This is a genomic window from Halorubrum californiense DSM 19288, assembly GCF_000336875.1.
GTDB lineage: Archaea > Halobacteriota > Halobacteria > Halobacteriales > Haloferacaceae > Halorubrum > Halorubrum californiense.
This window is the reverse complement of the sequence record NZ_AOJK01000025.1, coordinates 150,994-164,599: the sequence shown is the minus strand read 5'-3', so window position 1 is coordinate 164,599 and position 13,606 is coordinate 150,994. Positions and strand designations below refer to the sequence as shown.

Sequence of the window (13,606 nt, the reverse complement as noted above, 5' to 3'; positions counted from 1 at the left end):
AGCCCACCTCATTAGGCTTTGCTGTTCCCCACCCGACCGCTCCGAGATCGGACGCCGCCGACCGAACACGTTCGACTCGTCTCGGCGGCGACGGTGGGGTTCTGAGCCCACCGATCGCGGCCGTCGCCGCCGTCTTCGCCGCGGGGATCCGTCCGCAGCCGTTCGCGTGACAGTCGGTTATCACGACTGATACGGCGTGAGTAACAATAAATAGCGTACGGCGCACAGGTATCGTTGATGGCAGAGTCCGTCGTCGCCGACTTCGTCGGCCGCGTCCACGCGGCGAGTTTCGGAACCGACGACCCGGTGACGGGCCGCGTCCTGTTGAGCCAGCGGCGGCTGGTCATCGCGACGGACGACGGGAAGGAGACGGTCCCGCTCTCGCGCGTCTTCGACGTCGTCGTCGGGAGCGTCCCGGGCGACCTGCGCTCGTTTTTCAACGACAGCGTCACGGTCGCGTACGAGCGCGACGGGTCGCGCCGCTCGGCGCTCGTGGAGGGCGAGCCCGAGGACATGGACAAGTTCGTCAGGCTGCTGTTCACGGCCCTGCTGCGGAACGTGACGGTCACCGTCCGGCACCCGGCGAAGGTCGGCGGGCGCGTCACGGACGCGAGCGACCACCGGGCTTCGGTGTCGGTGTCGCCGGGCGAGATCCGGTTCGAGAACTGTCCGGAGCCGTTCACCGTCGACCTCTCCGCCGTGATCGACTACGAGCGCACCGACCGCACCCTCGGCGGAAAGAAGCGGCCCGCGCTCGTCTTCCGGCACGTCGAGGACGGTCGAACGGTCGAGTCGATCGCGACCGTGCCGAACGAGCGCGCGCTCAACATCCTCGGCCGGTACATCAAGATCGAGTACGACGAGGCGATGGAGGAGCTCGACTCGTTCGACCCGACCGAAGAGCAGCTGGAGATCCTCGTCTCCATCTACTCCGCGGGCGGCGAGGCGAACATCGCCGACGTGGTCACCGGCGACGTGGCGCAGACGTCGATGATCCTCGACACGCTCCGAGAGGAGAACCTCGTCGCCGACGGCGAGAGCGGGGCCGCGCTCACCCGCAAGGGACAGATGATCGTCAGCTCCTACCTCGAATCGGTGAACGCCTGACGACCGGACGCCCCGCATTCGAGCCCGACGCGACGCTCCGGCCCGGGGGAAGTTTCAAGCTCCTCTAACCGTAGGTATCTCTCATGGGAGACAGAGACCACCGCGGCGGCGAGACGCCGCTCGACGCCGTGGTCCGCGAACGCGGGATCGACGCGCCCGGCGAGGCGGGGGAGGGCGATTCGCCCGGCGGTGAGACGGCCCCGGGCGACGCCGTCGGGTCGGGACCGCGGATCGCCCGCGTGCCGGCGGACCACGACCACGACACGTTCTCGGTCGAGGGGATCGACACCGACCGCCGCGAGGGGCTGTTGGAGGCGGTCCTGCGCGACGTCGACGGCGTCAGCGACGCCTCGGCGACGCGGCGCAACGGGACGGTGGGCGTCCACCACGACCCGTCGCTGTCGCGCGGCGCGCTCCGCGAGGTACTCGAATCGTGCGGGCTCGTCGTCGCGTCCGGCGACGAGGCGTTCGAGTCGCGGCGCGCGGCGCAGTTCGCGTCGGCCCGCGTCGCGGTCGCGACCCTGTTCGGCCTGATGGTCGCGACGCCGTACATCGCGGTGCTGTACCCGACCCGCGTCGAGTGGCTGTTCTACGACCCCGTGACGGTCCAGTACCTCCAGTCGATCCTCGACTCGTCGATGACGACGCACTTCTTCATCAACCTCGGCGCGCTCTCGGGGATCGCGTTCCTCGTCGCCTGCGGGCCGGTGATCCGCCGCGCGGCCGCGGCGGTGCGGGACGGCGAGTTCACCAACGAGGTCGCGTTCGTCGGGGGCGTCGTCGCGCTGTACGGATACAGCACGCTCACCGCGTTCACGGGGCTGGAGGGCGCGGTCCACTACGACCTCGTCGCGTACGCGGTCGTCGTCGCCACGCTGTGGACGGAGTTCGGCGTTACGGACACCGCGACCGACCCCGCGTCGAGCGGCGAGCCCGTGGCGGAGGAGATCCCCGACGCCGACGCAGACGAACCGGTCGCGATGACCGGCGGCGGACGCTGACGGGACCGCGCGGCCCCGTCTCGGTGCGGTAGTTGCCTTCTCGCGTTCTTTCGATTCCGGTGACCCGCGGTCCCGTCGCGGTCCCCGGATCGCGTGGACCGCCCCGAGCAGAACCGCGACCGGGAACAGTCCGAGCAGTTCGCTTGAGAGCATCGTTGGTCGAGGACCGAGAACGGGACCGTTTACTGGTTGTTAGTACCGAACCGCGAGAATCGTCATAACGACCCTCTTGTGTCCGCGGGTCCGACGACGAGGTAATGAGAACGAGTTTCAACATCCCCGACGAGCTGATCGAGGAGTTCGACCGGGCGTGGCGAGACGAGGGGATAGCGAACCGGTCGCGGGCGGTGCGGGAGGCGATGCGGGAGTTCGTCGAGTCGCACTCGCGGCTCGAAGACACGTCCGGCGAGGTCGTCGCGCTCGTCGGCTTCGACTACCGCCACCACGACGTGATTCGGGAGCTCCACGGCGCCCAACACGAGTACCAGGACGTGATCCTCAACACGAGTCACACCCACCAGGGCGAGTGGTGTCTCGAATCACTGTTCTGCCGCGGGGACGCCGAGCGCGTCCGCGAGCTGACGTACCGACTCCGGGACTTCGACGCCGTTCGCCGGGTGAAGGTGATGCTGATCCGCGACGGCGACGAGTAGCCCACCGTCCAAGGCGGTCGTCGAGAGCGAAACGACCAAGTGTATGAATATGATATGAATACGTATGGGCCGACGCGAGGAACGGACGGTCGGGGAACGGGGACAGGTGACCCTCCCGAAGGAACTGCGCGAGAAGCTGGGTATCCGCGGCGGTGACGAAGTGCTCGTTCACGAGGAGGACGGAAAGATCACCATCGAAAAGCCCGTGAGCCGCGAGGAGGTCGCCGAGGGGTACCGGCGGCGCGCGGCGGAGTCGGAGGCCCTCGCCGAGGAGATGGCCGAGGCGTCTCGCGAGGCGAACGAGTACCTCGACGACGCACCGGAGTGGTAACCGATGGACGTTCGCCGCGGCGACGTCGTCATCGTCGACCTCGACCCGACGGAGGGGTCCGAACAGCGGGGGACGCGACCGTGTCTCGTCGTCCAGAACGACGTCGGGAACGAGAACGCGCCGACGACAATCGTCGTTCCGTTCACGACCGCGCAAAGAGGAGAGCTGTATCCGTTCGAAGTGGCCGTCTCGGCCGCGGAGTCACCGCTTCGAGAGGACTCGGTCGCGCTCTGTAGTCAGGTCCGGACGGTGTCGATCCGACACCGAATCGCGGACAATGTCGGCTCCGTTCCGGACGCTCGGCTGGAGGAAGTCGACGAGGCGCTCAGATACAGCCTCGGGCTGCGAGAGCTTTAGCGGTTCTCCCGCTGTTCGACCTTGTTCAGGTAGCTGAAATCCATAATATCTCTCTGTGAGATAATCCTCAACCTCACCGATATAAGATAACGAACGTAATGTTACATCTATTCCAACAGGGTGTATTCTAGTTGAATTATCGTTACTATCATTATTAGTGCCACTCAGTATCTGCTTGAATGCCAACACGTGTCGCAGGGGTGTTGGGGTCTTACGATTTCTTAGGTAAGTCTGTCCCGGGTATTGTTTTGATTACAGGGTTAGCTAGCCTTTTTCCGGGATTACCGACTCAACTGCTCTCACAAAGCCAAAATGGAGTAACCTTCACAGTTCTTGCGACAATCGCTCTCATCCTCGTATTTACAGGCCTTGTTGTCGGTCAGGCAGTTCACACACTTGCTGACAATGTTGAGAAAATACTCTACTGGGTAGGCAGAGAGACTTATAACCGATACTATATGGACGGATTTGTCCGTGAAGAGTTTCGAGAGAACCATCCGATATTCTATCTCATAGGCTACTGCTTCTATTGGCCTCTCAACTGGCTCATTCTACGCTGGATTCGATATGCTGTTAGATATATTGTAGAATCATTAACAAAATCACGGTGGTTTATTCGTAGATATTGGGGCATCCATGACTCGTTCAAAAGTCATCGCCGTCTATTTGAAGACGAGTTAGGGTGGTACTTTAGTGATGAAACAAAACGATTGTCCAGCTTCCCCAATATCTCATATGAACAGTTCAGTCAGTGTTGCGAAGATGAGTTTGGGATTAATTTAGGGAAATTAGAGGGCGTACCCGCTAATGCTGTTGTGACGCAGAAGGAGATTGAATATAGACAACTCTACTCAATGATTGCCTCGTTAGTCTCGACTGCAGAGCAAGGACGCGCTAATGGTTTTCAGGCACGCTACTCTTTCTGCCGTGGTATGTGGGTAGTGCTTCTATTTATGATACTAGCATATCTTCTAACTCTATTTCCTCCCATTGTTCCGGCTCCGCTTGATTACAATCCAATAGTGTTTGAACTACTGAATAGGGATGAATTGGGGGTCGTAATTGCCGTCATGAGCGTTATGGTCGTGATTTTTGTTGATGCGGCAGGAGATTACAAACGGAACTTCATCGAGTATCTTATCGCTGATTTTTGTACGGTTGTGAGGAATAGAACTGGTTTCTCTGATGATAGTGAAGATGACTAATCAAAACAAAAGAGCGATAACGCTGGGGATAGAACTATACCACAGCGGAATCCTGTAAGGATAAAATGGTGTAACACATATGCCATTCACACGACAAGTCTCTATGAGCGGGGACGAGCGGGAGACTCTAGAGACTGTAATAAAGCAATTTCTTAGTCTCTACGACGAACTTTACGAAACTCGAATCCAAAAGCTGGTTTTCTATACTGAAGTCTATACAATAACCAACTACAGCCGTCGCGTTACTAAGGCTGAATTTAAGCCATATAAATACGGTGCGTATTCGACCGATATCAAGCATACACTTGAGGAGATGGACGGCATAAACCGCAGAAACACCGTTAGGTATGGGAACAGAACTGTTGCCTACAGTTTACCCGACTTTTGTACGCCCTTAGAGTCTGATAGTCCTCGTGCGAAAATCATTCAGACAATCCATGATGCCACGAAAAATGTCTTAACTGAAGATTTAGCGCAGTTCAGTAAGGACAGTTGGCTCTTTGAAGAGACTGAATATAACCATCCGATGCAATTTGAGGAATTTCACGAGGCACTAGAACGTGATTCTGGGACAAAAGAACGACTTGAAAACCAACTTCCTGATAAGGAAGAGCTCAGCGAAGAAGAAATCGAATTACTCTGCCCAATCACCGATTAGTTCACAGTCACTTTTTCATTGACAATATGGCAATTGTTCGCTGTCAAGACCACCCACCTCGAAACACGAATTATGCGATTGCGGTGAAACCAGTTGGATACCCCGATACCGCACTCATCTGTGGTCGTGACGAGAGTGACCATGAAGAGATTGGATGGGTCTACCTTCTTCCCGAGGAGTACGAAGAGTATCAGGCGGGAAAGCGTGTATTCGGTCTTTGGGGTCCAGACTCATCGTCAAGTGCGGCCAAAGTGCGCGTAAGTGACGAGACTGTGGATGGATTGAACAAGTGGACTCAAGAGGAAGACAACTCGTCCTCTGGTCTCCAATCGCAGTCGAGTATCGACCGGTACTAAAGAATCTATTCGATTTGCAACAACGAGTAGCAGATTCTGCTATGTATCTGGAACTCTGTACTTAGTCACGGATATCTGAGTAAGACCGAGTCGGTTTGAGTCTGTATAGAGCATTATAGAATATTACAACGGTGTGTTGGAATTCTGGACCAAATAAACCACTTATTTCTACTGTATTATGTGACCACTTCCAAAATAATTGGGAATTCTAACGATATAGTTATATTCGGATGTACACTATCAAATTACACGTAACAGTCCTTGACCGGTATTAACTTCGGTTCGACTCCGAAGCAAGGTCTGCCCGAAAAGGGCGAACAATAGCAATGAGCAACAAAATTAAACCAGAAGAAGAAGATGAGGTTTCTCTCGAAACTCTTGTCGAAACTGTCTATGCCGAATTCGATTATATTGCTGAAATCCACGTTGACCACCTTCAAACAGCATCCGAAGTCACACAACTGATTATTACAGTTCATACGGGGGAAGCCGAATCTTATGAGGACTGGCTTGATGTCGCGCCAGCTTCACACGTATCATTGACAACTGATGATGGAATCACGTTCCGGGCACCATACTCAGTTTTGGCTTCTTTCTCTGGTCCCGGCCACATAAATGGCCCCGAGGGGACAACTGTCTACACGGCGAGCAATGTTCTTGGTTCGGAACCACGCGACCTCAGTGAAGGACTACGTATTCTACAACAGAAGCTAAACGGCTTTTGTCCAACTTGTGGTGAATCGAGTGAGAATCTCAGACAGCACTATCATGACCAACGAAAATGTGCTGAAGCAGAAATGAAGTAGAAACAAACGGCCCTGTTGAAACTTCCAGTCAATAACAAACCACTGAGTCGGGCTTGGAGCCCGAAGTCTCGATTTCGAACGTGATAGGAATGGTGTCACCCATATTCTTCCGCTCACTCTCGTTACTTTGTCACTCTACAACTCATCGATAGATGGGATGTTATACTGACTACAGCAAATCAGAACTTGTCACCTGATAAGAATTCCAAACGAGTTATGTTATTATACTGTGACTCAACAGGGAGAAAGACAAACTATGGAGCCCATCGATAAGTTTGGTAACGACATCTATTCGCATATCTATGATGAACTCTGTGAATACGGTGCGCGGTTGAAACAAGCGGGATATCGGGAGTCCCAGAACAAGCCGAATCTGTTCTACTTTCAGAAAACTGGCGGTGTTACGTTCTTTATGGATATGCGTGGAACACCGCAGGTGAAAATCTGGGAAGATACTCGTCCACTTTTTTATTGGAATATCGAACTTACAATGCCGAATTGGGCGAAACGGCGGATGCTGAAGAAAGAGCGCGGAAGGTTACTGGGTCACCGAGTCCCGCTTCGGCTGAGTTTCTACGCAGGGCTCGGTCAGGGATTCAGCTCTGCCGATGATGACACAATCTCAAACCCGCTAGGATGGCCCGATGGTTATTGCCGTGTCTGTGGGACTGACATGCGGGCAGACAAGAAATATTGTTCAGAAGAGTGTGAGCGTGAGTTTCTGCCGAGCCGTTTCTGCGAAGTTTGTGAGGACCGTCTCGAATGGGATGGAACTATCCGCCACCACGTGAGCTACTATCCCGAAGAGATTGTGACTGTCTGCCGGTCCTGCCATAATAAGATACACATGGACGAGTCGTTCTCTCCGGAACTTACACCTCCACAAGACGAGATTGACCGCTTCTATGACCGGTAGAGCTCAATATAGGTATCCACCAGTCGAAGTCACTAGGATTTGATGAGTTCATTTGAAATCAATCAACTCATCAGCGGTCTTTTCTAGGAAATTTCTACTCAAATACGTGTAAATAGAAGACGAACACGGACATCGGCCACTAGTTGTTCTCTTAGTTCGGCTTATTACCGTAGCAGACACTGCTACCACATCTCCTCTCACCGTCTACTGAGCCTATGTTTTCGTGGTTCTGAACAGTTATCGTGTGTTAACCGACTTCACAGCGCTATCATCCGGAGCGACCTCCTACAGATACACTATCTTTGAAATTCGTGCCAACGTGGCCGGCCTCTAAAGCGGCTATACTGGAATTATGTCCTCTTCAAGAAATTCTCGTAGTTCAGTAATATCAAGCCCGCTCTCCTCCATTTTGTCATCAATGCTCTCGAAGAGCGGCTCTACGTCATCTTTTGTAACGTGTACGAAGAATTCTTTATCAATATCTTGGTGGTACATTTTGCCCCCATTCAGGGTTTTGTAGAATTGTTCGTAGAAGAGATGAATATTATCTCGAATAGCCTCCGAATTCTCATTAAAGCCGATATGGAGTGCCAGTAAGAAGTCGGAATGCATTAACACTGGAACGCCATCCCAGCTCTGCATTCGATTGAGCTTTTTTGCCCCAACCGACCCGAAATTCCCGGGCTCTGCGTTGGTAATCACAACGAAATTTCGGAACTTTGTATTAGATTTCTGTACTTCTTCACTCTTATAAATTCGAAGAGCGTAATCGCTCAGAGTAGCTGCCTCTTTTGTTGGCATACTCAGTTCGTCAGAGGTGGTGAATTTACCATCATAAGCAAATGAACGGAAATAGTTCCGGTCACCCTTGTAGAAGAAGAGTTCCCCAAAACCATCTGGTTGGTTTCCTGTTCTCTTAGTTCCCCACTGCTCAAGGCTTGAGACTGTCTGTTTCAGGATATGAAAAGCATCTTGTTCAAATTCTTCTCCCCTATGGTCTTCAGGATTTGAACACACCTCTTGTATATGTTTGAATGCATCCACAGCATTATCTGTAATTCTCTGTTGTGTATTTCGAGCGACTCTTCCAACTTTCTGTGAAATGTAGTCATTACCCAATGAACCTTTCAGGTCCCTATCTATCATTTCACTCAAGTCTAATACTTCAGACGTAACCTCTTCAATTAGAGATTCGTCTATAACCGTTCCCGGATTCACCACCAAGACTGGCTGGATACTTTTTCGGAGATGGTCCGCGCTTCCAGAAGTAAGGTTTGAGTCTGGTGTATTTAGGAAAACACGAACAATATCGCTCCCAGCCCCTATCTGCAGGAAATCATATCCGTTACCATAGATTTTCTCTCGCTTTACCCCGTAATAGACTAGGTTTTCACTTTTCGCTTTCTCCCGAATATAGCTTCTAACTCCCTTCGTTGAAAGGTCCAACTCAAAAGAGGTATCAAATATTCTCAAATCATTTCCGCAATTCGGACAATCGTCATGTGCTCGATTATAGAAACGTTCACATCCCTCACACTGTGTTCTATTCACTTCCGTCCGATTCAGTACACTGAGGTCGTTAACAAGAGCGTCAGTCAATTCATCATCTTGGATATAGCGAGTTCCCCAATATGAAACGCCTTTCAGCATCCTCGAAATCAGGTCGGCCCGAGCCTTGGTAATCCAATGGAGGGGTATCTTCTTGTCGAGTGGAATCCCGAATACATCTTCGAATTTCTTTCTGATTCGACTGCTTTTTCGCTCAGAGCGGGTTTTAATAATGGAGTTTAAACGGAGATAACCGTTTTCCACATTTTCTTCAATAGTCACACGAACATCAACACCCTCACACCGGAACCAGAATCGCCGTATGTTTGTCAGCTCAATATTAATTATCTCCTCAGAGAGTGCCGATAGAACTGGCCTGATTTCCCGCTCAGCCGATTTCTTTGAGACAGAAATCGGTAATGACGGTTGAACGTTGGTATTTCTGAACTCCGTGTTTAGTAGTGTAATTTCCTCATCATCATCTATATCATGTCTTGCGAATTCTTTCTCAAACCGTGACCGAGACACGTTGTCTTCGTCATCAACTAAATCCGCCTCAGCAGTTAATATCGAGAATACCTCCTCAATCTTGGTCAGAAGTGTTTCCCTGATTCCCTTACTTTTGGTATCGATTGTGATTTGTTCTGCCTCAATATCGACCTCCAAGAACACGTTTCGAACGTCTCTTCTCCTTTGAGCGCCCGTCACATCTAATTTTTCAGTATCGGACGTTTGACGTGAAATGGCAAAGATTGTAGACTCTGTGAAGGATAGTTTACCCTTGTTGCTATACCTGAAATTCTGTGCTCTTGTTCCTCGTGAAAGACTTAATTGGATACCTCGGGCATTATCCTCGAACCGTTTCTCGTAGTCATCAGGAATCGTATTCCGGACATTATAGCGGGATTTGTTGTTACTGTCAAGCCATTCGCTATACAGCAGAATTTGATAGACGATGTTCTTATCGCCGTCAAGAATTCTCTCGATGACGTACCGGTATTCTGTTCCCTGCGTAACTTGTTCTCCCCTCTTATGCGCTAGCTCACGTGCTGAGAGCTGTTTATCGTTTAGAAACCGATACAGCGTGAATAGAAATACAGATTCTTTGCTCTTTTTCACCAGCTCGGAGAAAATCCCCCCTCCAGCCATATCAACACCGGCAAATTCACAGACTACATCAAGCGTATCCCTATCGATATCGCTCAGAATATTACTGAACTTATCGCTGTATGTCTCACTCCACTTGTCTTCGTATTTGGCATAGTCGGAGGGGACATTCTCAAGTAGTGAGTTAATGTCTCTCTTAACTCCGTCTGACATATGTCATCCGACATTCGCTTTATACTTATCAGTTGTGTGTGAAAATACAAGTTCTGTAGAGCACGGCCACAGCTAAACTCAAGATGAAATCCCGATAGAGTGTTACCGCTCTATACTATTTTGAGACCGAGATGTTTCCATAACCTCTCTTTGACTATTTTCCATACCTTTCCGTCGGAACCAAACTGTCGTAGTTATACTTCAACACTACCCCTTCTCTCCTATAGGTGGACATTGCTTGATACAGAACGATGAGACTCTCGTCTTTGTTAGCAGAAACCCAGAAGAGGCGGTCACAAACATACTCAATACAATACACAACGTATACCAACGGTTCCGTAAAAAAGCGAGAGCCCAATCCTTCGCGGAGCAGCGATGAGCGGCCACGGACACGACCGAGACAACCTCGACTCCCCCGAGCTCGGCTTATGCGACAACTGTGGGAAGGAATTAGATGGAGATGACGTGGTCGTAGAAGCACACTGGCACCGATATGAAGGCAGCGACCAATCTAGCGGGAACGGGTGGGTCCAATGGTGTAGAGAGTGCGTCCCGCCGGGAATTCCCAAACCTAAATGAAAATGGCCTGCGCAAACTGCGGCGACACCATCTACACCGATTTTGAGTACGTCGATGTAACAATCACACACTATATTGAAGATAGAAGAATCAACTCGAAACGAACCTCTCTCTGCCCCGACTGTGCCCCCGACCTATACCGACAACTAGGCCTTGGAGTCTAAACGACCCACATAATCGGACTGTCGTCGCTGGAGGTGTTTGACTCCCCGATAGATTCATCAGAATACCTCGACAGTTTGGATTATGCCTATTGTAACAGATTCACATATTCTTCGGGGCGCGTCAGTTATTGAGGACAGAGGACTAAAGAACGGGGGTGTCAAAGTTGAGTGCTTATCGTGTAGCTCAGAGACCGTATTGAGGATGGAAAACGTTGCAGGTTACTATTTTGACCGATGGATTTGCCACATCTGCAAAAACAATCTTGCCATCTACGAGGACGAGAAACTGCGAAATCCTATTGAGTATCTCCACCTTCCCGGGCACTGGATGAACGAGACGTATCTCGATGACTACGACGATATTCGCGTGGTTGTGGCTGAATATGATGATTTAAACCCACTCACAAAGGCGGTCTACCTCGCAAACCGAGGAGCGAAACATCAAGACGGTACATTTGGGGGATTTGACCTTGACGCCCACGACGCAATCTTAATTCTGGACAATATGGACGTGGTCGGCTATCTATCCTACTGCCCAACATCGAGTAATTCCGAGATGGTACTGCGTCAACTGTATCTCTCTAAATCACACCGAGAGCGCAGAATTGGCTCTGCTGTCGTCAAGTTCTGGTGGAAAAATATAGCTTCTGAGTGGTACGATGCTGACGAAGCTGACCGGTATTATGTTGAGCAGCCGAACGAGAATATGATACAGTTGATTTGTGCTATTGGACATGACGAAGACGGCGACGGACCTACAGCTCGCCGACACTCAGTTACGTAGCTGGTCTTAGACGTTATCCATACTCCAGACTTCGCAGATGATGTCGGCCATTTTTTCGCTTCGGTTTTTTATTTGCTCAATACGCCACTCCTCAAACTCTTCGGGGATTGCCTGTGTCATCAGGAAATCCGTATTATTCCGATAGATATTACATTTCTGTTCAAATGGATTGTCTGAGGCGGTCTGATTTAGCCGATTTTGTAGGAGGGTTAGGTTTCCAATTCGCTTCTTAAATTCATCAAACTCTTCTTCGGAACAGTTCAGGTACTTCTGCCATCCACTATACTTATCTGCGGTCCATACGCGCTGAGGTGCGATATGTTCAATATCAACGGTGGACCGGTCGCTGACTGTTTTTTCTTGTCCACCAGTTCTCATGTAGTGGTCTTCCTCAATTCGGTCAAGGATATATTTCGTGAAATTGTTATTTTTGAACTCTCTACTCACCACTCTCTCTTTGATAATGGTGTCATTTGGTGAGCGTTTCTCCGCCATCCGACGGAGATATTCGTTTGGCTCCTGTCGTTCGTCCATTAACGAACAGACTCTGGACCAGAAGCGGTCTCGACCTGTGTTTGAACCACGACCAACGATTTTGTCTCTTGTATTGAGTACCTCCAAAATATTGAGCGCCTCAAGGACATCATCTGCATCATCGTAGTCGATAACGATTTTTAGCAGAAGAGTACGAATACGGTCGTTCTTGATTTGTGTAGATTCCAGCTTTGAGTTGAGTTCCCGGAGTTTGCTTGGTTGGAAATTCTCGCTTACTTCGCAGTTGATTAGGTCGACGTAGACGTGTGACTTCTCCAGCATATCCTCAAGCATCTCTTCGACAGTCAACCCTTCTTTTTCTAATCCCTCATCCAGAAGCTCATCAACATAGTCGTAGAGTTTATTCTTCGAGACGTTATCTCGTGTTCCCGGCCGAGAGATAGACATGAGATAGTGAGAGAAGAATCTGTAGTTCTGGTTCAACTCCGGACGAACAACCGTCATAATTTCTTCCCAGAGATGCTTTACCCGGTCTTCATCGATGTCACTATTCTCGTTCGCTGCCATGAACAGCCGATTTTTCACGAGGTCAACCGCACCGAGGTCAAGTCCCTTGTCGTTGAGACTTTCAAAAAGCCGGAAGGCAGACACCTCGCTCCCGCAGTCAATCTGAACAAGATAGACGGAGTTAATCAGTGCGTCGTAGATTTCCTGAACCTTCTCGGTGGAGAGACCGTCCAGTTTAGACTGGTAGTATTCATAAGCATTCTTCAGTTCGGAGTTACTAACTAGGTCTACGTTCCCTGTAAGAATACGGTTAAAATCGTCGTTGTGAAACTTGTTGAGTCGTAACTTTTGATGTCGCTCTCCCGTTGTACGACTTTGAATCTGTAGAAATTCGTCCACTAAATCCGCGATTTCTACGTATTCTGCATCCGTTTCAAAACGGTCGCGTATGGCGCAAAGGAACAGAGAGATGGTCGTAAGCCGCTGTTGTCCGTCTACCAACTCTAACGTTTTCGGACTATTTTCCTTGTTTTCGATTACAACCATAGACCCCAAGAAGTGGTTATCTCTCTCCCGAGTTAGCGCGTATACGTCATCCCATAATTCAGACCACTGGTCTTTACCCCAAGAATACTCCCTCTGGTAATCTGGAACCCGTATCTGATGAGACCCTTCCAGAACCTCGCTGATGTCGTAATCATCAGCTCCGAGGTCAAATCCTGACTTAGCCATTATGCGGGTTGGTAGAGGCATGTACACATAAAATCTATCGAAATACCAATTAGCCGATATCTGTCGGTGTATTCGGTTGTAGAGGAT

At 50.8% G+C, this 13,606-nt stretch carries 12 protein-coding genes; 10 read left to right on the top strand and 2 right to left on the bottom strand.

Features of this window, described 5'->3' with window-relative positions:
* Nucleotides 1-237: 237 nt before the first annotated feature.
* The 9 genes from C463_RS05705 to C463_RS17515 all read left to right on the top strand — a co-directional run bounded on the left by C463_RS05705 (nt 238) and on the right by C463_RS17515 (nt 7,390).
* Nucleotides 238-1,107, top strand: coding sequence for a CheF family chemotaxis protein (locus C463_RS05705; protein WP_008441877.1), 870 nt, complete (start codon nt 238-240; stop codon nt 1,105-1,107).
* 83 nt (nt 1,108-1,190) lie between these two features.
* A complete protein-coding gene (locus tag C463_RS05700; protein WP_008441859.1) occupies nt 1,191-2,108 on the top strand; it encodes a hypothetical protein in 918 nt (305 codons plus the stop codon).
* Nucleotides 2,109-2,365: 257 nt separating this feature from the next.
* Complete coding sequence (locus tag C463_RS05695; RefSeq protein ID WP_008441858.1) at nt 2,366-2,761, top strand: CopG family ribbon-helix-helix protein; 396 nt, start codon at nt 2,366-2,368, stop codon at nt 2,759-2,761.
* A gap of 64 nt (nt 2,762-2,825) precedes the next feature.
* Entirely contained in the window at nt 2,826-3,092 is a 267-nt protein-coding gene (locus C463_RS05690; RefSeq protein ID WP_008441857.1) for an AbrB/MazE/SpoVT family DNA-binding domain-containing protein, read from the top strand.
* Between the two features lie 3 nt (nt 3,093-3,095).
* The gene (locus C463_RS05685) at nt 3,096-3,449 is read left to right on the top strand and encodes a type II toxin-antitoxin system PemK/MazF family toxin (RefSeq protein WP_008441855.1); all 354 of its coding nucleotides are present in this window, start codon (nt 3,096-3,098) and stop codon (nt 3,447-3,449) included.
* A 179-nt stretch (nt 3,450-3,628) separates the two neighbouring features.
* Nucleotides 3,629-4,654, top strand: coding sequence for a hypothetical protein (locus C463_RS18525; RefSeq protein WP_152422377.1), 1,026 nt, complete (start codon nt 3,629-3,631; stop codon nt 4,652-4,654).
* Between the two features lie 103 nt (nt 4,655-4,757).
* A complete protein-coding gene (locus C463_RS18520) occupies nt 4,758-5,312 on the top strand; it encodes a hypothetical protein (RefSeq protein ID WP_152422376.1) in 555 nt (184 codons plus the stop codon).
* A 682-nt stretch (nt 5,313-5,994) separates the two neighbouring features.
* Nucleotides 5,995-6,474: a hypothetical protein gene (locus C463_RS18515; protein WP_152422375.1), complete on the top strand. Its 480-nt coding sequence runs from the start codon at nt 5,995-5,997 to the stop codon at nt 6,472-6,474.
* 256 nt (nt 6,475-6,730) lie between these two features.
* The gene (locus C463_RS17515) at nt 6,731-7,390 is read left to right on the top strand and encodes an HNH endonuclease signature motif containing protein (protein WP_080510776.1); all 660 of its coding nucleotides are present in this window, start codon (nt 6,731-6,733) and stop codon (nt 7,388-7,390) included.
* Nucleotides 7,391-7,729: 339 nt separating this feature from the next.
* On the opposite strand, the gene C463_RS18510 is transcribed toward C463_RS17515, so the two are convergent.
* On the bottom strand, nt 7,730-10,258 hold the full coding sequence (locus C463_RS18510; RefSeq protein ID WP_152422374.1) for a hypothetical protein: 2,529 nt from the start codon (nt 10,256-10,258) through the stop codon (nt 7,730-7,732).
* Nucleotides 10,259-11,203: 945 nt separating this feature from the next.
* Between C463_RS18510 and C463_RS05675 the strand changes: the two genes are divergently transcribed.
* Entirely contained in the window at nt 11,204-11,785 is a 582-nt protein-coding gene (locus C463_RS05675; protein ID WP_049905587.1) for a hypothetical protein, read from the top strand.
* 6 nt (nt 11,786-11,791) lie between these two features.
* Here C463_RS05675 and C463_RS05670 read toward each other — a convergent pair whose 3' ends face one another.
* On the bottom strand, nt 11,792-13,519 hold the full coding sequence (locus C463_RS05670; protein WP_204365869.1) for a DUF262 domain-containing protein: 1,728 nt from the start codon (nt 13,517-13,519) through the stop codon (nt 11,792-11,794).
* Between the last annotated feature and the right edge of the window lie 87 nt (nt 13,520-13,606).